Annotated in this window: 24 protein-coding genes, 1 tRNA gene and 1 pseudogene; 10 read left to right on the top strand and 16 right to left on the bottom strand. The window is 67.0% G+C overall.

Annotated features, from left to right (window positions below; genetic code table 11):
- Nucleotides 1-120: 120 nt before the first annotated feature.
- Complete coding sequence (sciP, locus tag MKI84_RS03790) at nt 121-396, top strand: CtrA inhibitor SciP (protein WP_241616637.1); 276 nt, start codon at nt 121-123, stop codon at nt 394-396.
- A 57-nt stretch (nt 397-453) separates the two neighbouring features.
- On the opposite strand, the gene phnN is transcribed toward sciP, so the two are convergent.
- From phnN to phnG, 8 genes and pseudogenes are all read right to left on the bottom strand, one after another.
- Nucleotides 454-1,053, bottom strand: a complete 600-nt coding sequence (phnN, locus tag MKI84_RS03785; protein ID WP_241616636.1) for a phosphonate metabolism protein/1,5-bisphosphokinase (PRPP-forming) PhnN — start codon at nt 1,051-1,053, stop codon at nt 454-456.
- Nucleotides 1,050-2,207, bottom strand: a complete 1,158-nt coding sequence (locus MKI84_RS03780) for an alpha-D-ribose 1-methylphosphonate 5-triphosphate diphosphatase (protein WP_241616635.1) — start codon at nt 2,205-2,207, stop codon at nt 1,050-1,052. Before MKI84_RS03780 ends, phnN begins: the two co-directional genes overlap by 4 nt.
- Nucleotides 2,208-2,228: 21 nt before the next feature.
- On the bottom strand, nt 2,229-2,939 hold the full coding sequence (gene phnL, locus MKI84_RS03775) for a phosphonate C-P lyase system protein PhnL (RefSeq protein ID WP_241617532.1): 711 nt from the start codon (nt 2,937-2,939) through the stop codon (nt 2,229-2,231).
- 121 nt (nt 2,940-3,060) lie between these two features.
- Nucleotides 3,061-3,837 (bottom strand): phosphonate C-P lyase system protein PhnK, encoded by a 777-nt coding sequence (gene phnK, locus MKI84_RS03770; protein WP_241616634.1) that lies wholly within the window; start codon nt 3,835-3,837, stop codon nt 3,061-3,063.
- A 166-nt stretch (nt 3,838-4,003) separates the two neighbouring features.
- Nucleotides 4,004-4,861 (bottom strand): annotated as a pseudogene (locus MKI84_RS03765) (alpha-D-ribose 1-methylphosphonate 5-phosphate C-P-lyase PhnJ); the annotation flags it as partial.
- 20 nt (nt 4,862-4,881) lie between these two features.
- Nucleotides 4,882-5,967, bottom strand: coding sequence for a carbon-phosphorus lyase complex subunit (locus tag MKI84_RS03760; protein WP_241616633.1), 1,086 nt, complete (start codon nt 5,965-5,967; stop codon nt 4,882-4,884).
- Between the two features lie 5 nt (nt 5,968-5,972).
- Nucleotides 5,973-6,560 carry a phosphonate C-P lyase system protein PhnH gene (gene phnH, locus MKI84_RS03755; protein WP_241616632.1) on the bottom strand — a complete coding sequence of 196 codons (588 nt, stop codon included), beginning with the start codon at nt 6,558-6,560 and terminating at the stop codon, nt 5,973-5,975.
- Nucleotides 6,561-6,562: 2 nt separating this feature from the next.
- Nucleotides 6,563-7,033 carry a phosphonate C-P lyase system protein PhnG gene (gene phnG / locus MKI84_RS03750; RefSeq protein WP_241616631.1) on the bottom strand — a complete coding sequence of 157 codons (471 nt, stop codon included), beginning with the start codon at nt 7,031-7,033 and terminating at the stop codon, nt 6,563-6,565.
- Between the two features lie 109 nt (nt 7,034-7,142).
- On the opposite strand from phnG, the gene phnF reads away from it, so the two are divergent.
- Nucleotides 7,143-7,931, top strand: a complete 789-nt coding sequence (gene phnF, locus MKI84_RS03745) for a phosphonate metabolism transcriptional regulator PhnF (RefSeq protein ID WP_241616630.1) — start codon at nt 7,143-7,145, stop codon at nt 7,929-7,931.
- 13 nt (nt 7,932-7,944) lie between these two features.
- The gene (locus MKI84_RS03740; RefSeq protein ID WP_241616628.1) at nt 7,945-8,553 is read left to right on the top strand and encodes a pyridoxamine 5'-phosphate oxidase family protein; all 609 of its coding nucleotides are present in this window, start codon (nt 7,945-7,947) and stop codon (nt 8,551-8,553) included.
- Here the strand turns inward: MKI84_RS03740 and MKI84_RS03735 are convergent.
- Entirely contained in the window at nt 8,532-9,659 is a 1,128-nt protein-coding gene (locus MKI84_RS03735; RefSeq protein ID WP_241616627.1) for an alpha-hydroxy acid oxidase, read from the bottom strand. The genes MKI84_RS03740 and MKI84_RS03735 overlap by 22 nt on opposite strands.
- A gap of 196 nt (nt 9,660-9,855) precedes the next feature.
- Between MKI84_RS03735 and MKI84_RS03730 the strand changes: the two genes are divergently transcribed.
- Entirely contained in the window at nt 9,856-10,464 is a 609-nt protein-coding gene (locus tag MKI84_RS03730) for a hypothetical protein (protein ID WP_241616626.1), read from the top strand.
- Here the strand turns inward: MKI84_RS03730 and MKI84_RS03725 are convergent.
- Complete coding sequence (locus tag MKI84_RS03725; RefSeq protein ID WP_241616625.1) at nt 10,451-11,383, bottom strand: metallophosphoesterase family protein; 933 nt, start codon at nt 11,381-11,383, stop codon at nt 10,451-10,453. The genes MKI84_RS03730 and MKI84_RS03725 overlap by 14 nt on opposite strands.
- A gap of 66 nt (nt 11,384-11,449) precedes the next feature.
- Between MKI84_RS03725 and MKI84_RS03720 the strand changes: the two genes are divergently transcribed.
- Both MKI84_RS03720 and MKI84_RS03715 read left to right on the top strand, forming a co-directional pair.
- Nucleotides 11,450-11,911 carry an NUDIX domain-containing protein gene (locus MKI84_RS03720; RefSeq protein ID WP_425353800.1) on the top strand — a complete coding sequence of 154 codons (462 nt, stop codon included), beginning with the start codon at nt 11,450-11,452 and terminating at the stop codon, nt 11,909-11,911.
- A gap of 117 nt (nt 11,912-12,028) precedes the next feature.
- Nucleotides 12,029-12,105 (top strand) — tRNA-Met (locus tag MKI84_RS03715).
- 205 nt (nt 12,106-12,310) lie between these two features.
- Here the strand turns inward: MKI84_RS03715 and MKI84_RS20625 are convergent.
- The 4 genes from MKI84_RS20625 to MKI84_RS03700 all read right to left on the bottom strand — a co-directional run bounded on the left by MKI84_RS20625 (nt 12,311) and on the right by MKI84_RS03700 (nt 15,657).
- Nucleotides 12,311-12,439, bottom strand: a complete 129-nt coding sequence (locus MKI84_RS20625; RefSeq protein WP_281063191.1) for a hypothetical protein — start codon at nt 12,437-12,439, stop codon at nt 12,311-12,313.
- A gap of 226 nt (nt 12,440-12,665) precedes the next feature.
- Nucleotides 12,666-13,733, bottom strand: a complete 1,068-nt coding sequence (locus tag MKI84_RS03710; RefSeq protein WP_245404630.1) for an aldo/keto reductase — start codon at nt 13,731-13,733, stop codon at nt 12,666-12,668.
- Between the two features lie 29 nt (nt 13,734-13,762).
- Complete coding sequence (locus MKI84_RS03705) at nt 13,763-14,656, bottom strand: beta-keto acid cleavage family enzyme (protein WP_241616623.1); 894 nt, start codon at nt 14,654-14,656, stop codon at nt 13,763-13,765.
- Nucleotides 14,657-14,871: 215 nt separating this feature from the next.
- Complete coding sequence (locus tag MKI84_RS03700) at nt 14,872-15,657, bottom strand: GntR family transcriptional regulator (protein ID WP_241616622.1); 786 nt, start codon at nt 15,655-15,657, stop codon at nt 14,872-14,874.
- 131 nt (nt 15,658-15,788) lie between these two features.
- Here MKI84_RS03700 and MKI84_RS03695 point away from each other — a divergent pair, with 131 nt between their 5' ends.
- From MKI84_RS03695 to MKI84_RS03680, 4 genes are all read left to right on the top strand, one after another.
- Entirely contained in the window at nt 15,789-16,766 is a 978-nt protein-coding gene (locus MKI84_RS03695) for a Bug family tripartite tricarboxylate transporter substrate binding protein (protein ID WP_241616621.1), read from the top strand.
- A gap of 16 nt (nt 16,767-16,782) precedes the next feature.
- The gene (locus tag MKI84_RS03690; RefSeq protein WP_241616620.1) at nt 16,783-17,316 is read left to right on the top strand and encodes a tripartite tricarboxylate transporter TctB family protein; all 534 of its coding nucleotides are present in this window, start codon (nt 16,783-16,785) and stop codon (nt 17,314-17,316) included.
- 78 nt (nt 17,317-17,394) lie between these two features.
- Entirely contained in the window at nt 17,395-18,924 is a 1,530-nt protein-coding gene (locus tag MKI84_RS03685; protein WP_241616619.1) for a tripartite tricarboxylate transporter permease, read from the top strand.
- 26 nt (nt 18,925-18,950) lie between these two features.
- Nucleotides 18,951-19,772 (top strand): sugar phosphate isomerase/epimerase family protein, encoded by an 822-nt coding sequence (locus tag MKI84_RS03680; protein WP_241616618.1) that lies wholly within the window; start codon nt 18,951-18,953, stop codon nt 19,770-19,772.
- Nucleotides 19,773-19,930: 158 nt separating this feature from the next.
- Here MKI84_RS03680 and MKI84_RS03675 read toward each other — a convergent pair whose 3' ends face one another.
- Together MKI84_RS03675 and MKI84_RS03670 are read right to left on the bottom strand one after the other, a co-directional pair.
- The gene (locus MKI84_RS03675) at nt 19,931-20,746 is read right to left on the bottom strand and encodes a hypothetical protein (RefSeq protein ID WP_241616617.1); all 816 of its coding nucleotides are present in this window, start codon (nt 20,744-20,746) and stop codon (nt 19,931-19,933) included.
- Nucleotides 20,740-22,476 (bottom strand): YadA-like family protein, encoded by a 1,737-nt coding sequence (locus tag MKI84_RS03670; RefSeq protein WP_241616616.1) that lies wholly within the window; start codon nt 22,474-22,476, stop codon nt 20,740-20,742. The genes MKI84_RS03675 and MKI84_RS03670 overlap by 7 nt, the downstream gene beginning before the upstream one ends.
- Nucleotides 22,477-22,878: the final 402 nt, after the last annotated feature.

Raw genomic sequence — 22,878 nt, 5'->3', positions numbered from 1 at the left:
GACAATATTAACGAAGCACTACGCAGCAGACTTTCAAGATCGGGTGATTCGCTTAGGAAAATATTTAAGGCTGCCTGTCTATGCTACCAGCATTGATTGGGTGTTTTTAGTGAGCGTACCATGAGCGAACCCTATCGCCCGAGGGTGAAATACGTAATCGGGCCGGACGGAAGTCCGTTAACCATTGCCGACTTGCCCCCGCCCAACACCAGGCGGTGGGTCATCCGTCGCAAGGCGGAAGTCGTCGCCGCCGTTCGTGGCGGCCTCCTCAGCCTTGAGGAGGCGTGCAAGCGCTATACGCTGACCACCGAGGAATTCCTGTCCTGGCAGGCGTCGATCGACCGCCACGGCCTCGCCGGCCTGCGCACCACCCGTATTCAGCAATACCGGCAATAGCCCGCGCCTTGCCTTCCCATTGTCGCCATGGCCGGGCTCGCCCGGCCATTCGCGTTTTCAGAGCCGCGCGCACAGCCCGGCGAGATAGGCCGTCAGCCGCTCGCCCGCCTGTTCGATGCCGCCATCATTGATGAGGATGAGGTCGGGCGGAAGGTCGATCCTCGGCTCGCGGGCGAGCCGCTGCGCCGCCGCCTCGCCACCCTCGCGCCCCCGCGCGCTGATGCGGGCCGCCAGCACCTCCGGCGGGGCGGTGACCAGCACCACCTTGACGCGCGCGAACAGCCGCCGGGCCTGCGCCACCGCCGCGCGCGAGCCGTTGGCCACCACGATGCCGCCCTGGTCGATCGCGCTGGCCACCTCCTCGCCCAGCGCGTAGCCGAGCCCGTTGGCGCGCCAGTACAGCGGGAAGCGTCCCTCCGCCACGCCGCGCTCGAAGGCGTCGACATCGAGGCTGAGATGATCCTCGGTGTGGTCGGTCGCGCGGGTGATGCGCCGGCGCGCGAACAGGATGCCCTCGCGCTCCGCCAGACGCTGCCTGGCATAGGACAGCAGCGTGTCCTTGCCCGCCCCGGACGGGCCGACCACGAACACCAAGAGCCCCGCGCCGGAACTGCCGATGCCCCCGGCGGCGTTTTTCTCCACCGCGTCCACGCTCACGCCACCCGTTCGCCTTCGCGCCACACCATCCGCACCACCGGCACCTCGCCGGCGCCGGCCAGCGCCACCCTTATCAGGTCCGCGCGCAATCCGGGGGCGATCCGACCGCGATCGTCCATGCCGGCGGCGCGGGCCGGATTGGCGCTCACCAGCCGGGTGGCGGCGGCAAGATCGATGCCCTCGACCCGGCGCGGCAGGTCGAAGGCGGCGAGCAGCAGGCTGCCGGGCACATAGTCCGACGACAGGATGTCCAGCGTCCCGGCGCGGGCGAGGCTCTCGGCCGCGATATTGCCGGCATGCGAGCCGCCGCGCACCAGATTGGGCGCGCCCATCAGCACCTGAATGCCGGCCTTGTGCGAGCCCGCCGCCGCCTCGGTTGTGGTCGGGAATTCGGCGATGGCGACGCCATCCTCCAGCGCTTCGGTCACATGGGCGCCGGTGGCGTCGTCATGGCTCGCCAGCACGATGGCGCGCTCATGGGCCAGCGCCACCAGCGCCTGACGGTTCGGACGCGCATGCAGGCGATGCGCCTCCAGCCGCTTCTCGACGATCACGTCCATCTCGGCTTCGGTGATGCCGCTTTTCTTCATGTAGTAATTGCGGAAATGCTCCTGGGTGAGGAACTGGCGCTGGCCCGGCGTGTGGTCCATCAGCGAGATCAGGCGCACATCGGCCTCTTCCATCAGCGCCTGCGCATCCTCCACCACGCCCTCGGCGGCGACCTCGCAGCGCAGATGCACGTGGTGCTCGGCGCGCAGCATGCCGACCTCCCCGGCCTCGCGCAGCGTGCGCAGCAGCAGCGGTGCGTCGCCATCCATGCCCACCGCCCGCTTGTCCGGCCATACCCGCAACGAGTCGAACACGGTGGTGATGCCGGCGCTGGCAATCTGCGCGTCATAGGCGGTCACCGCCGCCATCGCGTTCCACATCACGCGCGGGCGGGGATAGAGGTGGCCTTCCACCGCATCGGTGTGCAGTTCGACAAGGCCGGGCATGAGGTAATCGCCCTCAAGGTCGATCGCGCCGCGCGGCAGCGCCCCCTCGCCGATCTCGGCGATCACGCCGTCGCGCAGCACCACATGGCCGGCCCTCACCTCGTCCGGCAGCACCAGCCGGGCATTGCCCAGCACGGTCTCACCCATCGTCTCGTTCATCACATCCTCACGCCGCACATCTCACGCCATTTGCCGGCCGAATTCCGTCACATCGATCACCCGGCCGCACACCGCCTCGCGCACTTCCGCGTCGTGGAAGATGCCGAGTATGCCGACGCCGGCCCGCTTCTTTTCCTCGATCAGCCCGATCACCACCGCCCGGTTGGCCGCGTCCAGCGAGGCGGTGGGCTCGTCCATCAGCAGCAGCGGGCGAAAGGCGATCAGCCCGCGCGCGATGTTCACGCGCTGCTGCTCGCCGCCGGAGAAGGTGGCCGGCGGCAGGCCCCACAGCCGCTCCGGCAGGTTGAGCCGCGCCAGCAGATCAGCGGCGCGGCGGGTCGCCTCCTCGCGGGGCACCCCGTCGCCGACCAGCGGCTCGGCCACCACGTCGAGCGCGCTCACGCGCGGGATCACGCGCAGGAACTGGCTGACATAGCCGATCGTGCCGGCCCGCAGCCGGATCAGGCGGCGCGGCGCGGCGCTCGCGACATCGACGGTCTCGTCGCCGTCACGCACGAGAATGGCGCCGGCATCCACGCGGTAATTGCCGTAGATCATCTTCAGCAGCGAACTTTTGCCCGCGCCCGAAGGCCCGCCCAGCGCCACGCATTCGCCCGGATACAGCTCGAACGCCGCGCCGGAGACCACCGGCAGCCGCGCCCCCTCGCGCAGATGCAGCACGAAGGTCTTGGAGAGGCTGGAAACCGCAAGCAGGGCCCCCTCCCCCCTCATTTGCCCCTGCGGGGCGACCTCGCTCCGGCTGGCCGAGGCCATGCGTTCCTCCGGTTCCCTCTCCTCGACGGCGAGAGAGGCGGGGTGAGAGGCGTTGTCCGTCGTCGTCATTCCATCCCCCTCACGCCGCCAGCACCGAGGACACCAGCAGTTGCGTATAGGGCTCGCGCGGGTCGTCGAGCACCTGATCGGTCAGCCCGGTCTCGATCACCCGCCCCTGCCGCATCACCACCATGCGGTGCGACAACAGCCGCGCCACCGCGAGGTCATGGGTGACGATGATCACCGCCAGCCCCATTTCCGACACCAGCGAGCGCACGAGGTCGAGCAGGCGCGCCTGCACCGAGACGTCGAGCCCCCCGGTCGGCTCGTCCATGAAGACGAGGCGCGGGCGCGTCACCAGATTGCGCGCGATCTGCAGGCGCTGGCGCATGCCGCCGGAGAAACTGCGCGGGTCGTCGTCGATCCGGTCCGCCGCGATTTCCACGCGGCCGAGCCAGTCCAGCGCTTCCGTGCGGATGTCGCCATAATGGCGGCGCCCCACCGCCATCAGCCGCTCGCCGACATTGCCGCCGGCCGAGACCGCCATGCGCAGGCCGTCCGCGGGGTTCTGCCGCACAAAGCCCCAGTCGGTGCGCATCAGCAGCCGGCGTTCCGCCGCGCCGAGCGTCGCCAGATCGCGCAGGCTGCCGTCGCGCAGTCGGTAGGAGACGCGCCCCGCGCTCGGCTCCAGCTCGGTGGAAAGCAGGCCGAGCAGGGTAGACTTGCCCGAGCCGGATTCCCCGACCACCGCCAGCACTTCGCCGGGATAGACCTCCAGCGCCACGTCGCGGCAGCCGATGCGCGCGCCATAATTCTTGCCGAGCGTCTCGGCGATCAGCAGGGGCTGTTCAGTCATGGCCAGCCTCCGTGCCGCCCGCTCCTGTACCCGCTCCTGTACCCGCCCCTGCACCCGCCCCGGCGGGGCGGCCTCTCGCGGACGCGGAGAGGTCGGAAGACGCATCATCGCTAACACGCGTGGCATCCTCGCCCCGTGGGGAAACGGGTTGGGGCAAGGCCGCATCCGGCGGCGCCATCTCGCCGCGATGCCCGGCCGCCTGCCGGCTTTCGCAATAATCGGTGTCTGAACACACGAACATCCGCCCGCCGCGATCATCGAGGATCACCTCATCGAGATACACGCCCCGCGCCGCGCACAGCGCGCAAGGCTGCGCGAAGCGCTGCACCTCGAACGGGTGGTCCTCGAAATCCAGCGAGCGCACGCGGGTATGCGGCGGGATCGCGTAGATGCGCTTCTCGCGGCCGGCGCCGAAAAGCTGGAGCGCCGGGCAGTCGTCCATCTTCGGGTTGTCGAATTTCGGGATCGGCGACGGGTCCATCACATAGCGCCCCGCGACCTCGACCGGATAGGCGTAGGTGGTGGCGATATGGCCGTGGCGGGCGATGTCCTCATAGAGCTTCACATGCATCAGCCCGTATTCTTCGAGCGCGTGCATCTGCCGCGTCTCGGTCTCTCGCGGTTCGAGAAAGCGCAGCGGCTCCGGGATCGGCACCTGATAGACCAGGATCTGGTCGTCCCGCAGCGGCGTCTCGGGAATGCGGTGGCGGGTCTGGATCACGGTCGCCTCCGTGGTCGCGGTGGTGGTCGCCACCCCGGCGGTCTTCTCGAAGAAGCCGCGTATCGCCACCGCATTGGTGGTGTCGTCCGCGCCCTGGTCGATCACTTTGAGCACATCGTCCGGACCGAGCACGGCGGCGGTAACCTGCACGCCGCCGGTGCCCCAGCCATAGGGCATCGGCATTTCGCGCGCGGCGAACGGCACCTGATAGCCGGGAACCGCGATCGCCTTCAGGATCGCGCGGCGGATCATCCGCTTGGTCTGCTCGTCGAGATAGGCGAAGTTATAGGTGATGGCGGGCATGCCCCCGAGCGTTGCGGTAGTCATTCGGCCGCCTCCTTGAGTTCGGCCTCATGTTCGGCACGCATGCGCCGCACAAGGTCCAGCTCGGCCTGGAAATCGACGTAGTGCGGCAGCTTCAAATGCTCGACGAAGCCGGTGGCCTGTACGTTGTCGCAGTGGGACAGCACGAACTCCTCGTCCTGCGCCGGCGCTCCGGGCTCCTCGCCCAGTTCCTTCCAGCGCAGCGCCCGCTCCACCAGCGCCATCGCCATCGCCTTGCGCTCGCTTTGGCCGAAGACGAGGCCATAGCCGCGGGTGAACTGCGGCGGCACCTCGGCACTGCCCTTGAACTGGTTGACCATCTGGCACTCGGTGACCTGCACCGTCCCCAGCGACACCTCGAAGCCCAGCTCCTCGACGAACAGCTTGACCTCGACATCGCCCACGCGGATTTCACCGACGAAGGGGTGCGAGCGCGCATAGCCGCGCTGCGTGGAGTAGCCGAGCGCGAGCAGATACCCCTCGTCGCCCCGCGCCAGAGTCTGCAGCCGCGTCGGCCGGTCGACCGGGAAAGTCACCGGCGCGCGGGTGATGTCGAAGGGCTCCGCGCCGTCATCGGCGGGCGCGCTCTCGATCAACCCTTCCTCGCCGAGCAGGTCGGTCACGCGCGGCATGTCCGCCGGTTCGGCGCCGCCGATTTCCGCCGTCGGCGCGCCGATATCGCCGACGAGAGAGGTATCTAATAACCGATGCGTATAATCGAAGGTCGGCCCGAGAAGTTGCCCGCCCGGCAGATCCTTATAGGTCGCCGACACCCGCCGGCGCACCAGCATGGCCGCGGTATCGACCGGCTGCGAGGCACCAAAGCGCGGCAAGGTGGTGCGGAACGCGCGGATCAAAAAGATCGCCTCGATCAGGTCGCCGCGCGCCTGCTTGACCGAAAGGCTCGCCAATTCAACGTCATAGAGCGAACCCTCCGCCATCACCCGGTCCACCGCGAGGCTGAGTTGCTGCGCGATCTGGTCGAGCGTGAGCGCAGGCAGCGCCCGGTTTCCGCGCCGGCGTTTTGCCAGCAGGGCATGGGCATTGCGGATCGCCCGCTCGCCACCTTTAGCCGCGACATACATGGCGCCTAGCCCTCCCGAACCATGACCGAGCGCGGCAACCCGGCAACATGCCCTGCCCCCGCCAGCAGCAGATCGACCCCCAGCGGAAAGCCCGCACGGTTCGCCACCATGCGCGCGATGAAATCAGCCGGCAGCGGCTGCGCGCCAAAGCCTCGAACGCCCGGCACGCCCGGGCCTTCCAGAACAAGGCCGGAGGCCGAGAAGCGCTCCACCTGCACCACCAGCGTCGCGGAAATGTCCGGATAATCCGGCGTGCCCTGCGCAAATTCGGCAAAGTCGGCCATCCGCGCCGGGTCCGTGATCAGGACAAAGCGCGCCGCGCCGGGCTCCGCAACGATCCGCGCTCCGGTGTGGAAACGCAGGAAACGCGCCACTTCGGGCACAGCGGCAGCGGATGCGTCGAGCCAGACCGGCGTCTCGAAATCGCACAGAGCCAGCAGCAGCGCTGCCGCCTCAGGTGACAGCGGCGCGGGCGGGTCGAGCGTGACGGCCAGCGGTTCTAGCCGGCCGGGACGGGCCAACGCCCACATCGCCGCGCGGAAGGCGCTCTGGGAATCGAAGACCGGATCGGCAAATCCGAGGGCGAGACCCATGCTCAATCCTCCCCGCGCACCAATGTGAAGAACTCGACTTTGGTCGCCGCCGTCTCGGCCCGCACCAGGCCCGCCTCCTCAGCGAGGCGCCCGCGCACCGGCCCGAGCGCCATTTCCACCGACGCGCGATACGCGGGGTCCTGCCACAGCGCATCGAGAATTGCGGCCGCGCGGGCGGCGGCGATGTCGCGGCCAAGCCGGTAGCCGAAGCCTTCCGCCCCACCTTCCAGCCGCACCGCGGCGCGGGCGACGCTGGCCTCGCCAAGATTGAAGGACGCGCCGTCGCCGCCCGTTCGGGCGCGCACCATGACCAGACCGGACTCCGCCGGGCGCAGATCGGTGGCGGCAGGAACCGGCGAGAGACGCTCCAGAGCCGCCTGCAATTCATCGATTCCGGCGCGGGCGAGCAGCGCCATCACCGCCTGCCGGGCCGGCAAATCCTTGCCCGCGCTGGATTGTGGAGAGATCTGCATGAGGAAATTCCGCCGGTCGGACTGGGAAGGTCGATTTACTTGTCGGGCGAATTTGTATAATGATCTATACAAACAGGCAATACACATCCACCGATCCGGCGAAAAAACCATGAGCCCTTCCGACGACACCCCCGTGACAAGCCTGACGTCGACGACACTGGCGCCTCAGGCGGACGAGGATGTCGCGCGCGGCACGGGCGTCGCGCTGTGGAGGCAGATCACCGAGCGAATCGAGGCCGATATCGCGGAAGGGCGCCTGACGCCGGGCCAGCGCCTGCCCACCGAAATGGAGATGGCCGAGCGTTTCGGTGTGAACCGCCACACGCTCCGCCGCGCGCTCGCCATGCTGACTGAACAGGGGCTGGTCGAGGCGACGCCCGGGCGCGGCACCTTCGTGAAGGAGGCTCCGCTGCGCTACCCCATCGCCGCGCGCACGCGCTTTTCGGAGATCGTCTCCTCGGAAGGGCGGGCGCCGGGTGGGCGGGTGGTCGGTTCACACCTCGAACGGGCCAGCCCCGACATAGCGCTGGCGCTGCGCCTCGCCCCGGGCGCGGACGTGCTGCGGCTCGATATGGTGCGCGAGGCCGACGGCGTGCCGATCACGCTGGGCACCCACTGGTACGACGCCGAGCGCTGCCGCGACCTCGACCTCCTCGCCGCCGCCACCGGCTCGGTGACGCGGGCGCTGGAAGCCATAGGCATCACCGATTATCGCCGGCTGGAAACCCGCATCACCGCCCGTGCCGCCGACGAGGAGGAACGCCGCCTCCTCAGCCTGCAGCCGGGCCGCACCGTGATGGTGGTGGAGAGCCTGAATGGTGACGCCCAGCGCCGGCCCCTGCAATATACCCGCGCGCGCTTCTCCGCCGATCGCGTGCAGCTCATCGTGAAGAACTGAGGACGCCCCGCACATGGCCCGCATCGAGAGCCTCGACCAGCTCCGTACGCTCTATCCCGAGCCGCGCGAGCGCAGCCGCCGCAAGGTGCTCCCCGCGCTGGACGTGCATTGCCGCGCCGTCATCGCTCTGTCGCCACTGGTGATGGTGGCAAGCGTCGGGGCCGACGGGCGCGCCGACGTCACCCCGCGCGGCGACGCGCCGGGGTTCGTCCGTGTCGAGGACGAAGCCACGCTGCTGATCCCGGACCGGCCGGGCAACAACCGGCTGGACACGCTGACCAACCTGATCGCCAACCCGGCGATCGGCCTGCTGTTCCTGATACCCGGCGTGGACGAGACGCTGCGGGTGAACGGGCGCGCGGAGATCCGCGATGACGAGGCGCTGCGCCAGCTTTTCGTCATCGATGGCCGCCCGCCCGCCACCGTGCTACGCGTCCACGTCGAGGAAGCCTATCTGCACTGCGCCAAGGCCTTCATGCGCTCGCGGGCCTGGGATGGGTCCAGCCACATCGAACGCTCGACGCTCCCCAGCATGGGCGAGATGCTGCGCGATCAGCTCAAGCTGGCCACGGCGGAAACCCAGGCCGAGATGCTCCTGCGCTACCGCGAAACGCTGTACTGACCCTCGCGCAGCCCGTCGTCCCACAACATATGCGGGCCGATTTCCTCCAGCTTGGCGCAGCCGGTCAGCACCATGGCGATCTCGAACTCGCAGCGCAGCACATGAAGCAGATGCGCCACCCCCGCCGGCCCGGCGACGGCCAGCGCATAGAGGCAGGGGCGACCGACCAGCACCGCACGGGCGCCAAGCGCCAGCGCCTTGAGCACATCCGTGCCCCGGCGGATGCCGCCATCCAGCAGCACCGGCACGCGCCCCTCCACGACCCGCACCACGCCCGGCAGCGCGTCGAGACTGGCCGGAGACGTGTCGAGCACCCGACCGCCATGGTTGGAGACGATGATCCCGTCCGCGCCGTGCTCAAGCGCCAGAACCGCATCCTCGGGGCTCAGAATGCCCTTGAGCAGGATCGGCAATGTCGTGTTGGCCCGCAGCCACGCAATATCCGCCCATTGCGCGGTCACATCGAGGAAGCCGTTGAACATGATGCTCTCGCCCAGCTCGGCATGGGCGAAATAGGTGGTGTGCAGCCCCTTGAGATTGGCGTGCTCGGAGAGCTTTGGCGGCTGGTAGCCGGCGCGCTGCTCGCGGTTGCGCATGCCGAAGACCGGAGCATCCACCGTCACCACCAGCGCGCCATACCCCGCGCGCTCGGCCCGCCGCACCAGTTCGAGCGTGAAACCGCGATCGTGCTGGATGTAGAGCTGGAACCACAGCGGCGTCCTTGCCGCCCCGGCGATCTCCTCAAGCGTGAGATCGGCCTCGGTGCTCACCACCATGCCCGCCTTTGCTCCGCCCGCGCCCACCACGGTCGCGATCTCGCCATCGGGATCGGCGAACCGGTGATGGGCGGTCGGGGCGATGAGGATCGGGTGCGCGAATTCCTGCCCGAACAGCGAAAGTCCGGTACCGCCCCCCGCCGCCGTGCCGAGCACGCGAGGCTTCAGCGCGATCCGCCCGAAAGCCCGCCGGTTCCAGTCCACCGTCAGCTCATCGGCCGCCCCGCCGGCGTAATAAGCCAGCGCCTGCGGGCTCAGCCGCTCCCGCGCGACCCGCTCGTAATCGTCGGCGCACACCACGTCGGCCGGTATTTCGTAGCTTCTGGACATGTGACCGTCACTATCGGCAGGAACAACCTAACGCTTCATAAGCGCTCCCGCCCGCGCAGGCGACCCTTCCGCCCGGCGAGGGTAAACCGCCATTAACCGCGTCCCTGTAAGGCATGGGGCGGGGCGCCCGTCAGGCTGGCGGTGCCTGCGCACAGCCGCTAATCTTCGTAGAGCCTCTCGATCAAGGTATCGAACCATGGACGACGCCGGCCATTCTCGTGGCGATACGCCGGGCCTGTCGCTGCGCGAGGCGATACGCGCCGCCCGGGTCGAGGCCGCCGAGCATACCGGCGTGATCGTCGAGTTGCGCGACGCCAGCCTCGCCCGGCTGTCCATGCTCAATGAAATCCTCGATCCGATCTTCGTCGAAGTGCCGCTTGAGCATGCCGACCTGTTCGACCGCGGCCTCATGCCCGGCGAGACTCCGCGCCTGTTCGTCGACATGGTGGCCCATGTGACGCTTGGCCGTGACCGGCGCACCTACCGCTTCCTCCAGGACACCCGCTCCGGCCGGCGCGTGCTGGCGGAGAGCACCAATCCGCACGATATCGCCGACGCGGTAACGCGTTATGTCGCCCGCCGGCTCATCGCCCGTGAGCAGGCGATTTCGGCCAGCAGCCCGCCGGAGCTGGACATCGCGCCGCGCCCCGCGCCTCATCACGCGCCGGCCATAACGCCGGCGCCCCAGTCGGCCGCCCCCGCCCCCGAGCGGCGCACGCGTGCCAAGCTCTTCGCCTTCATCGCCGGCGTGCTCGCCGGCGTCTGCGCCATGATTGCGGTGGACGCGCTGATCAACGGGCGCTGACGACCGGCGCACTCAGCAGGCGCTCGGTGCGCGCAGCGATCTCCAGTCCGCCGTCGCGAAAACCGCGCGCTTCCAGTGTGCAGCGCCACGGAAAGGCGGCCTCCTGCGTGCGCTCGATGCGGTATAGGTGATAGCCGCCCGGCCAGTGCCGGTCTTCCGGACCGGCCGCGAAGGACGGCGCCTCGACGACCGGGATCAACGCCGAATTCGGCCCGGGCAGCATCTCCACCATCGGGCGATGGTCGTGGCCGCAGATCACCAGTTCCGCGCCATGGCGGGCGAGGCAGACGCGCACGCTGGCGGCGTCGATCAGCCGTTTGTGCCCGGCACGCTGGCCGCACGGCGGATGATGGATCAGCACCACGCGGAACAGGCCCTGCGCGCCCAGTTCGTCCAGCTCACGACCGAGGCGCTCCAGTTGCGCATGGCCGACCCGGCCGGTCGCCATGAAGGGCTGGGTGGGAATGGCGGTCGAGACACCGATCAGCGCCACGTCGCCGCGCCGGCGCACGAAGGGAAAGGCGTGGGCGGCGGTGACATCCCCCGGCGCACCGTCGCCACGCATGTAGTCGCCCCAGTTCAGCAGCGCGTGATGGGCGGTGGAGCGCACATAGGCGTCATGATTGCCCGGCACGACGGTGACGTCCGTGCCGGTGCCTAGAACCTCAAGAAACCGCAGCGCGGTGTGGTACTCCGCCGGCAGGCCGACATTCACCAGATCGCCGGTCACCGCGATATGATCGGGAGCCTGCTCCTTGATGTCGGCCAGCAGCAGGTCGATCGTATCTGAGGAGAATCGGTGCCGGCGGCCCCGGCGCCAGTTCAAGACGCCGAGCACGCGCTTGCCGGCGAGTTCACGGAACCGGGCGCGGGGCAGCGGCCCGAGATGGGCGTCGGTGAGATGGGCGAGAACAAACACGAGGGCTTGCATAGCAGCCCGAACCCGCCCGTGGAAGGCACGGCGCCGGCTTTTGGCCCGGCGTCTCTGCTGCCGCGCCATCTGATCCCCAGCCTGCTCCATGCGTTCGGCCGGTTCCGGCGCGGCATGACGCTGGGCGTGCGTGCGCTGGTGATCGACACCAAGGGCGACATCCTGCTGTTGCGCCATTCCTATGTACCGGGCTGGCACCTGCCCGGAGGCGGCGTGGAGCGCGGCGAGGCGGCGGAACAGGCGCTGGCGCGCGAACTCGCCGAAGAAACAGCCGTGGAAATTCTGGCTCCGCCGCGCCTGCACGGGCTGTTGCTCAACCTCAATCACGGCCGACGCGACCACGTGGCGGTCTATGTGATCGAGCATTTCCGTGCCGGGACGCCGGATGTGCCGAATCGCGAAATTCTGGAGGTCGGCTTCTTCCCGCCCGCCGCTCTTCCGGCCGGCACCACGCCCGCCACGCGCCGGCGCATCGCGGAAGTCACGGGAGGCCAACCGGCCGCGCCCTATTGGTGACATGCGGCCCGATGGGGATGGCGGGGCGGAGTTTGCACTCCTGCCTTGACACCATCCGGCCGTCTTCCTTATATCGCGCCCACTCTGCGGTGCCGGCGCGATGCGCCAGCCCGTCGTGGCGGGGTAGCTCAGCTGGTTAGAGCACGGGAATCATAATCCTGGGGTCGGGGGTTCAAGTCCCTCTCCCGCTACCACGACCTTCCGCAGGGATTTCAAGCGTTTGGCAGTTCATCGCCTCGGAACGACGCGATGAACTGTGAGCTATCCTGCGCGCATTTCAAGGAATCGCACGGAAGCATGGGCCGCCGGCCTGCAACCTTCCGAGCGGGAGTTCGATGATGTCACAGCAGAGAACGCCGCCCTACTGCACCCAAACGTCGTGGTGTTGTACGGGACCAGCTACCGGAAATCGGCCGGGCTGCTGAACGGCCCGGGCATCATTGCCGGAATGATCCAGAAGGCGAGCAGGCCGACAATGGCAATGACGACATAGAATATGAGCTTCGGGCGCGAAACGTTCTCTGCCACGCTAAACTTCTCCGGCCGCACTCTGCAACCAGGGGTAATATTTATCGACCAAATTTACAACCAAAGATCGCAGGCATCTTCGATAACACGCGGCTTGAGGATTTCCGCTAGCGCGTGAGGCCGGGCGGGCCCTTGCGCGCGGCCTGCCCGGGGCCATCGGTGCAGAAGCATTCCGGTTTGTGCGGGCGTCCGTGATCGGACCGGCGCGGAAGCTTGTCGGCCACCTTCAGCCGCCGACACGCCGCCCCATAACCGGATATTTCGGATCGACGGCGTAGGGCACGGCCGCGGCGCCGCGCGCCACGATCTCATCGACGGCAGCCTCGTGAACACCGGACCACGCGACCTCGACGGACTTCAGGTAACTGTTCCATTGCTCCATCGTTCTCGGCCCGACGATGGCTGCGGTAATTTTGTGGTTCGCCAGCACCCACGCGATGGCAAAGGCGGTCGGCTCGATACCGAGAGAACTCGCATAGGACGCGACCCGCGCAGCCGCCTGAACGGCTTCCGGACGATAAGCGGATTCAAGGATACGGCGGTCGCCGACCGCGACGCGGCTGTCGGCCGGCGGCGGGCCGTCGACGCTGTATTTGCCGGACAGAATGCCGCGCGCCGTCGGGCTATAGACGGCGACGCCGACGCCGAGATACTCGCAGGCCGGCAGCAACTCGGTCTCTGCCGTGCGGTCGAGCGCGTGGTAGAGCGGCTGGGCGACCACGGGGCGATCGATGCCCTCCTCGTCGCAGAGCGCGCACAGCGTGGCCATGCGCCAGGCGCTGTGATTGGAGACGCCGAAATAGCGGATCGCGCCGTCGCGCTGGAGTTGCGCCAGCGCGCGAACCGTTTCCTCCAGCGGGGTGTCGACATCTTCGGTATGCAGATACAGAATGTCGATATAGTCGCTTTTCAGACGCTTAAGGCTTTGATGCGTCTCGTGAAGCACCCATTTGCGCGACAGGCCGCGATCATTATGCCCCGGCCCGTTGCGGTTCGCGATCTTGGTTGCGACCACCCAGCCATCGCGGCGGCCGGCAAGGGCGGTGCCGACGATCTCCTCGGAGCGTCCATCGGAATAGGTATCGGCCGTGTCGATGAAATTCACGCCAGCTTCGGCAGCGGCCTCAATGATGCGGAGCGCGTCGGCCTCCGCGGTCCTGCTGCCAAAATTCATCGTACCGAGTACGAGACGGGAAACAACCAAACCGCTGCGGCCAAGTCGGCGGGCCGGTATTTTAATGGACATCGGATTTCCGGCGTAAATGGACCACATGGCCGCCGCGTCGGAAGACAACCGGCGCGGCGGGAGTTCTCATAAGCAGACTACTGGGCGGCAGCGGCGACCGGCGGCTGCGCCGGCATACTCAGCATCTGGCGCACTTCGGCGGGGGTCGCGATCTCGCGGTCCATGTCGCGCGCCATCGCGACGATACGGCGGGTCAGTTCGGCATTGGTCGGGCAGCCGAGTTCGGGATACTGGTAGTCACCGAGGCCCGGCGCAACATGCTGGCCATGAGCGATGGCCACGGCGGCTACCGGGAAGATGTTCGCATACTTGCTGCAGACACACCATTGCAGCCGGTCATTGGACGGCTCGGCATGGAAGAAGGCGCGCAGTCCCTCCGGCGTGGCATCGTGGCCGGCGATCAGGTCGCCGCCACTGAGCGGGATGATCGCCAGAGCCGGCGAATCCAGCAGCCCGAGATCGAGGAACACTCCCGCGGTCCGCATGAAGGGAACGCTCCAGAGCCCGAGACTCGGCTTCACACCGATGTCCTTCATGATATTGGCGAAGTACATGCAGCTTTCGATCGTGTTGGCATAAAGCTGCTTCGTGGTCTCGAACTTCATCGTCGGGCGGTCGAACTTGTCCATGTTCGTGCTGCCGATATCGATGGTGGCGATATCGGGCATGGCCGCCTCGACATGCTTGACCCGATCCTTGGCATCGCCTTCCAGATAGACGTTGCCGAGCGTGGTGTGGATCAGGATATCGCAACGCTCGCGGATCTTGTGGGTAATCTCGGCATAAAGCTCGGGACTGTGGCTTTTCTCGCCATTGGGTCCGCGCGCATGTACATGCACCAGGTTGGCGCCGGCCTGATAACACTCGTAGGCGTCAGCCGCGATTTCATCGGGAGTGTAGGGAATATTGTTATTTGGCCCGCGCATTTCCCATTCGTTGAGACGAACATTGACGATGAGCTTCTTTTTCACTGGTTAATCCTCCCGATAATTCTTCATCCGGCTGGCGTATCCGGACGGCGGATGGCGCATGGTGGTTTTGGCCTCCTCGTGCGAGGGGCAAGCGCGCCGCAAAAACAAACGGAGCGCACCTTTATTGTCAACAAGATTATCGAAAATAGACTCTCAAAAAGCCATATAAGCCATGAAGACCGAATAGATCACGTTTTTGTCGACAATAGAGCGACTCATGCAAAACCAGCCTCCTTCAGCGAGTCGACAGCGTCGCTCGCCTCGTTGAATGGCGTCGTCAGGAAACGCGCGCGTGCCGCCGAGATGTGCCGGCTCATCAGAAATTCGGCGAGGGCCTCGTCGCGATCCTCGATCGCCTCGATGATGCGCATGTGATCGCGGAAGGACTGCATCTGCCCAGGCACATGGGCGGTTTTGAATCGGCACAGCCGGATCAGCGAATAGAGGTCGCCGCACAGCAACTGCTTGAGGCGCACGGACTTGCTCCCCTCGGCGATGCGGTAATGAAAGTCGGCATCGCCGAACACCAGCGGATAGGCATCACTGCGCAGGCCGGAATTCAGGTCCTCATCGAGCAGCGCGCGCAGCGAGGCGACCTCTTCCTCGCTCATGTTGCGAGCCGCGAGCCGGGCAGCCAGTCCCTCCAGCAGCTCACGAATTTCATACAGCTCCAGCAGCGCTTTGCGGGAAAGCGCCACGACCCGGACGCCAGCATGGGCGGTGCGGATCACCAGCCCCCGGCCCTCCAGCCGGCGCAACGCTTCGCGCAGAGGGCCGCGGCTGACGCCGAAGCGGCTGGCCAGCAACTCCTCACCCAGCTTTGAGCCCATCGCCAGTTGGCCGCTGACGATGTCGTGCTCCAGCACGGTGAAGATGCGATCGACGTGAGTTTCGCCCGAGGGGCACATCTCGATTGTTGACAAAATAATCAATCTCGCCGTAATGGTTTTATCAGTCGCCTGACATTTTCTTTTAATATCAACGAAAGTCAGCGATTTCAAGCATTGGAGGCACAGAACGGAATCGTTAATCCGTTATTTTTGTCAACAAACAGCACAGCCTCCAGCTCACGCCAATGAGCCGAAAATGATGCGCCTGCCAGAAAGGCGGGGCAAAACGGGAGAGAACGATCATGATGAGAAGCGGAAAAGTCGCGTTTGCGGTCGCCGCGCTGTTCGGTCTGGGCCTCGCTACGGCAGCATGGGCCCAGGACGCCAAATATCCGGCCTATCCGCTGAAGACCGTCACCCTGCTCAGCAGCTCGGGTCCCGGTGGCGGCGGCGACGTCTTCCTGCGACAACTGACCAAGGTTCTCGGGCCGCGCTGGGGGCTCAATCTCGTCGTCGAGAACGTGACCGGCGGCGGCGGCACCAACGCGCTGCGGCGGATCGTCGAAGGGCCGAAGGATGGGTCTCTGCTGTATGGCGGCAATACCCAGCACCTCATCACCTCCGTACTCAGCACGCCGCCCTACACCTATAAGGATCTCCAGCCCATCGCCAACGTGCTGGTCGACGCGCCCGTATTCTATGTGCGCACCGAGAGCCCGTTCAAGACGTTGCAGGATGTGGTGGAGTACGCGCGCGCCAACCCCGGCAAGTTGAAATTCGGCTCGGCCACCGCCTCCTCGCCGGATCGCATGGCGGTGGAAACCTTCAAACGCCTCAACAAGCTGGAGATGGTGGTCGCCACCCATGACAGCGGCGGCCAGCTCCTCATCAGCGTGCTCAGCGGGGCGGTCGACGCGGGCACCGCCGACATTCAGGAAGTCGCCTCGCAGGTCGAGGCCGGCAAGGTCCGCATCCTCGCCGCCCTGACCGAAGAGCGCATTCCCGGCTACCCGGACCTCGCGACCGCAAAGGAACAGGGAACCGATGTCGTCGTCACCCAGTTCCGCGGCATCGTGGGCGCCAAGGGTCTGCCGCCGGAGGTGGTGAAAGCCTGGGAAGAGGCGATCCAGCTGGTCCTCCAGGACCCCGAATACAAGGCCCAGCTCGCCAAGAACGGCCAGATCGCCGCCTTTATGGACTCCGCGCAGTACGACAAGGCGACGAACGAATACGTCGCCAACATCTCAGCCTTCTTCAAACAGATCGGCCTCATCAACTGAGAAAGGTGAGTGCGGCATGTTCAAGGACATCATCTGCGGCTGCGTCCTTCTGGCATTGTCGGTCGGCTACTATCTGACCGCGACGGCCTTTCCCAAGAGCGCGCTCGACACCTCCGTCAGCGCGTCCGCCTTTCCCGAGATGATCGGGGTGATCGGGGCCTTCTTCTCGGTCCTGCTCATCGCCCAGGGGGTGTGGAGCGCGTCAGCAAGGCGCGCGAGGCCCGCATCCGCTGGCGCGGAGGCGACCGACGACGACGCCCTTACGGACTGGCCCAGACACAAGGCGGCGCTGGGGCTGCTGGTCATCATGTGCGGGTTCCTGCTGCTGCTGGAGCCGCTCGGCTACCCGGTCGCCCTCGCCAGCCTGATCTTTGTCGTGGCGATCTATCTGGGCATGCCGATCGGCCTGAAGACCGCATCCGTCGCGATCGGCGGGGCGCTGTTTTTCTGGCTGTTCTTCGTCCAGTTCCTGGGAATCCACATGCCCATGGGGATCTTGGAGCACCTGGGGGCGCTCGATGTCGTCTCCTGGCCGGTTCATGCCGCTTAGGGCCCGCATCCGGGGGCGGGGCGACCATCGCCCCGTCTGACGCCCGCTCATCCGGCACCTGCTCATCGGGAAATCAGAATGCACGGCTTGGAAATCGCCTTACACACCCTGTTCACGACCCCCGCCATCTTCTACGCGCTGTTCGGGGTGGCCTGGGGCATCGTCGGGGGCGCGCTCCCCGGCCTGTCCGCCTCCATCTCCATGGCGCTGCTGCTGCCGCTCACTTTCGGCATGGACCCCACCATGGCGATCATCCTGCTGGCCTCGACCTATGTCGGCGCCGAGTATGGCGGGTCGATTCCAGCCATCCTCATCCGCACCCCCGGCACCAGCGCCGCCGTGACCACAGTGCTCGACGGCTACGAGATGCACCGGCAGGGCAGGAGCGGCGAGGCTCTCGGCATCTCGCTGATGGCCGGCGTGGTCGGCGGCGTGATCGGCATGGTGCTCGTGGTGGCGCTGACCGAACCGCTGGCGCATGTCTCGCTGTTCTTCACCGCGCCCGCCTATTTCGCGCTCGGGATCTTCGGACTGAGCCTCATCGCCGCTTTGTCGGACGGCGCGATCATCAAGGGCTTCCTGTCGGCGGTCGTCGGGCTGGCCATCGCCACGGTCGGCGTGGACCCGCTGTCCGGCGTGCAGCGCTTCACCTTCGACTCGGTGGACTTGATGGGCGGGATCGAGCCGATCCTCATCATGATGGGCATGTTCGCCATCACGGAACTGATGGTGCAGGCCAGCCAGAAGAACTGGGCGAAAGCGTCGGTCAGGACACGGATCGTGTTGCCCAGCCTGAAACTGTGGCGCCGCATTTCGTTGCCGACCTTCATCGGCACGACCATCGGCACACTCGACGGGCTGACACCCGGCGGCGGTTCAACACTGGCCTCGTTCCTTTCCTACAATGAAGCCAAGCGCTGGTCGAAACACCCGGAAGAGTTCGGCAAGGGATCGCCCGAAGGGATCGCCGCGCCCGAAGCCGCCAACAACACGGTGGCGGCGACGGCGCTGATCCCGACGCTGACCTTCGGCATTCCGAGTTCCGGCTCAACGGCGGTGCTGCTCGGCGGCCTCATCCTTCACGGACTGGAGCCCGGCCCGCTGCTGCTGACGAAAAACCCGGATTTCGTCTACGGCCTGTTCGGCGGGTTGTTCGTGGCGAACATCTCGCAGCTCCTGCTCGGCATCGTCATGCTGCCGCCGTGCATCTGGCTGGTCAACCGACCGAAAGCCTACCTGACGGCCATCATCATCTGCCTGATCGCGTCCGGCATCTACTCGCTGAACGCCAGCATCGCCGACATGTGGATCGTTCTGGGGGCCGGCGTCATCGGCTACGCCATGCGCACACTCGGCTTCCCCATACTGCCGCTGGTGCTGGCGCTCGTTCTCGGCGGGATCGTCGAGCGCAACTACCGACGCTCGATCGACCTCAGCTACGGCGATCCGATGATCTTCCTTCAGGACCCGGTATCGGCCGGCCTGCTTGGCCTGACTGTCTTCTTCGTCGCCTTGTCCATTTTTCTGCGCCTGCGGAAGAACGCAAGAGAAGGAAAGCCGCTAGTGGCATCCGCCGCGCCGCAAGGCGTTTCCGAGATCGCAAACTGAAAAGAACCAACTCCGGGAGTGGAACAATGAACTTACGTGACAGGATCGGCATCGATCTCGGCCAGCGCAACAAGATCGAGGACGGCATCGCGGCGGCGATCGCGCATCAGGTGCGCTATCTCGATCTGAAGGTCGACGTCGCGCCCAATGCCGTCGAGAGCCTCACCGACGAACGGGTATCGAAGATCCGGCAGTCCTGCGAGGCCAACGACATCCATGTCGGCATCCACACCATGTCGGCGGTCAATGTCGCGGAGATCGCGCCTCATGTGCGCGATGGCGTCGACAACTACCTCCTCGGTCATCTCAACGCCTGCAAGCGGCTCGGTGGCGGCTGGATGGTGGTCCATGCCGGCTATCACTTCACCTCCGACTACCAGCTTCGGCAGCAGGCGGCCGTCGACCGACTGTCCCGGCTGAGCGAGCACGCCGACAAAGCCGGCGTCACGCTTTTGCTCGAGAACATGAATGTCGAGCCGGATGACGCCGAGGTGCATTATCTCGCCTTCAACCTGGAGGAGACGCAGTTCTTCTTCGATGCCCTGAAATCGACCAGCATCCGATGGGCCTTCACCGCCAATCACGCCCATCTGGTGCCGGACGGCGTGGAAGGCTTTCTGGCGGGCATGGACATCGCCCGCTGCGATGAAGTCCGGCTCGCCGATTGCTGGCGCAATGGAAAGGAAATCCACCTGCGGCCGGGCGAAGGTGACTTCGATTTTCCCGACCTGTTCCGGCGGCTCGATGCGCTCGGCTTCAAGGGCCATTACATGAACGCGTTCGGCTCGCTGGAGGACATGATCGCCGGACGCGACGCGCTCGCCGCGATGGACGAACCCGTCGGCTGACCCGGAGGTCTTCCAGCAGAAGATCCCGGCGCGCGCCTATCGCCGCCGGGATCCGCTTTGTTTCTGCCATGCCGGAACCCGATGGGTCACAGGGCGCGGATGCAGGCCGTCGGAGTGTGCTGCCAGCAGGACGTTAGGCCACGCGTTCCTTGCGCTCGCTAGGGCCGCATGTCGAATGGCGCCGGCCGGACCGCGAGCCGCGAGGCGGTGGCGCTGAAGGGCGCGATGGCCGGGGCCGTGTCATTGCGGCCTGACGCGGCCGGCGGCGGCAGGCCTCGCGCGGGCGCAGCGGACGGGGTCTCGCGCGCTATACTGATCGGCGCGGGAGACGGCACGTCTCGGGTCGCGGCCACACCCGGAGCCGGTGCGGCTGGAGCCGACTTGGCGACCGGCGCATCGCTGGCCTGCTGCTGGCGGGCATCGACTGAAATGGTCGAAAGCCGCCAATTGCCGCCGATCGCCTGGAAGCCGAGATCGAAGCCGATCCGCAGCGGCGCGGTCGGGAAATAGCCGGCAAGACGCAGCACGCCATCCTTGTCGATGGAGGGCGCACGCGAGAGTTTGGCATCGAGCAACAGGATCGCGGCGAAATCGAGCGCATTGTCGCGCCACGGCCGGAAACGGTCGGCGAGTTCGGCAGCATTGTAATTCTCACGAAAGGCCGGCGCGCCGAGATCCCGCAGGACCGAGTAATTCCCGGTGACGTTCGCCTGATTTACCGCGGCGAGCGTGCCGCGCAGCAGGGCCAGCAGTACAGCGGGCGGCGGCACCTGCATCACACCCTGCGAGCTTGAGGCCGGCACGGTCGGCGAACTGGCGCGGGCCGGCGGATCGCTGGCGGGCGCGTTCACATCCGGCGCGTCCTGCTGTGCCGAACTGACAAAGCCGGTCGGCTGGCTGGTCACGGCCGGCAGCCCGAGCCCGATGCCGAAGGCGGCGGCAAGCACCAGCGCGGCGGGGCGCAGCGTCACCATGCCATCATCATGCCGGCCTTGCCGCCGACCGTCCCCTCGTTGAGGCCGACACCGATGCCGCCGGTGAGAAACAGGCTGTCGTCCCAGATGCGCGCAATGCCGGAAAACGCCATCGCGTTCTGGCCGCCGAACGTGCCCCACTGCGCGCTGACCGCGATGTCCTTGCCATAGGGCAGGTTCGGCGTGTCCATCGCAAGCGCCATGGCCACACCCTCCTGCACCCGGTCGATCTCGCGATAGACATTGTCGAGATTGATCAGATCGTTGACCGCCGCCGAGGCGAGGTTGCCCGAGGAATCCGTGGTCACGATCTGCACGGGCCCGGACTGCGCGGAACGACTCGCCGAGGAGGTGAGACCCGGCATGGAATACGTGCTGGAGGAGGTGCCGAGAGCGACCTGATTGGCGCGGGTCGTGGCGGCGCCGCTGCCCAGCGCGAAGGAATTATCGAAGGTGGCGCTCGCGCCGGCGCCGACGGCGCTGGCGTTGGGGGCGGTGGCGGTGGCCCCCTGGCCGAGCGCCGTGGAGCCCTGAGCGAGCGCGCTCGCGCCCTGCCCGAAGGCCGCCGATCCTTGCGCCGATGCGACGGAACCCTGCCCCAGCGCGGTGGCCCCGGTCCCGTTGGCCGAGGCACCCCAGCCCACCGCTGTCGCGTTGGTCGCATTGGCGGTGGCGCCGCTGCCAAGCGCGGTGGAGGCCTGAGAGGCGGCGGTGGCGCCATTGCCGAGAGCGGTGGCGTCGACGGCCGAGGAGTTCGCACCCTGCCCGACCGCGGTCGCGCCCTCGAACGCGGCGATCGAGCCCTGACCAAGCGCGGTGGCGCCGACCCCGTTCGCCGACGCGTTCCAGCCGAGCGCCGTCGAGTTGGCTGCATTGGCCGCGGCGATACGGCCGACCGCGGTCGCGCCCTCGCCATTGGCGGTGGCGTTCTGGCCAAGTGCGGTGGAGCTGTCGGCGTTGGCGATCGCCTCCTGCCCCAGCGCGGTCGCGCCGACGCCATTGGCGACCGCACCCTGCCCGACAGCGGTGGACTGCTCGGCGGTGGCGCCGGCGCCCTGCCCGAGGGCCGTGCTCGAGGCGGCATTGGCCTGCGCGCCAGAGCCGAAGGCGGACGCGTTCACGCCCTGCGCGGCGGAACCTGCGCCCACCGCGGTGGCAAAGTCGAGATTGGCATTGGCGCCTTGGCCGATGGCGGTGGCACTCTGCCCATTGGCATTCGCACCCTGGCCGATGGCGGTGGCGGCAACCGCGTTGGCGGCGGCATCAGCGCCCACGACCGTGGTCTGGTCGGCATTGGCAGCGGCGTTGCGCCCAACCGCCGTGGAGGACGCGCCGTTGGCCGCGCTGTTCTGGCCGACCGCCGTGGAGGACACACCATTGGCAACGGCGAGCTGGCCGAAGGCACTGCCATTGACACCGAACACCTTGGCGCCCTGCCCCACCGCCGTGCCGCCATCCTGCGTGGCTTCGGACGCATCGCCGACCGCCGTGGCGTCCGCGCCGGTCGCATCGCCAGCGCAGCTCAGCGAGGTGGCGGTGAGATCGCAGGCGATATCGGCCGCCAGCACCGGCAGCGGCATCAGCATCAGCATCAGCATCAGCATCAGCAGGGCAAATGACAGAGCGGCAGCGGACACCAGGCCGAGAGACGCGCAAAACAGCGGGCGCGGCCCATTACGGCCGGAAAAGACTGGCGCGGCGCTGCCCGCGTCAACGGTCGTTTCAGCCATGTCCCACTGCCCTGCCCGCAGACTCGAATCACCCTTGCCCGCGAGCATAGCAGATATGGTGTACGCGCAGGGTCACACCACAGGGTCTCCGTAGCGCAGCGACGCCTGATTCAGTCCGCACCAACGTATTCCTTCAAGTATTCACGCCGGCTCTTCCAGACAGCGCGACGTAAGCGGAAATAGACGTCTTGTCGTGTCTCCGGATGAAAGGTCAGTCACCCTGACAATCCTACGGAACCCGCGGCACGGGCTCGGGCCCGGCGCGCCGTTCGTCCGTCCGGCGAAACGCGGATCGACAGCCGCCTGCCTTGCCCGTACCGATGAATGCCCTTCGGCGGATGTCGGGAGGGCCGGGCTGACCATCAGTAGGGTGGCCGCACGCCGCCGGAGCCATCGCCTGGA

Source organism: Ancylobacter gelatini (genome assembly GCF_022601675.1).
Taxonomy (GTDB): Bacteria; Pseudomonadota; Alphaproteobacteria; order Rhizobiales; family Xanthobacteraceae; genus Ancylobacter; species Ancylobacter gelatini.
The sequence above is the reverse complement of the archived record's forward strand: the minus strand, read 5'-3'. Positions and strand labels throughout refer to the sequence as shown.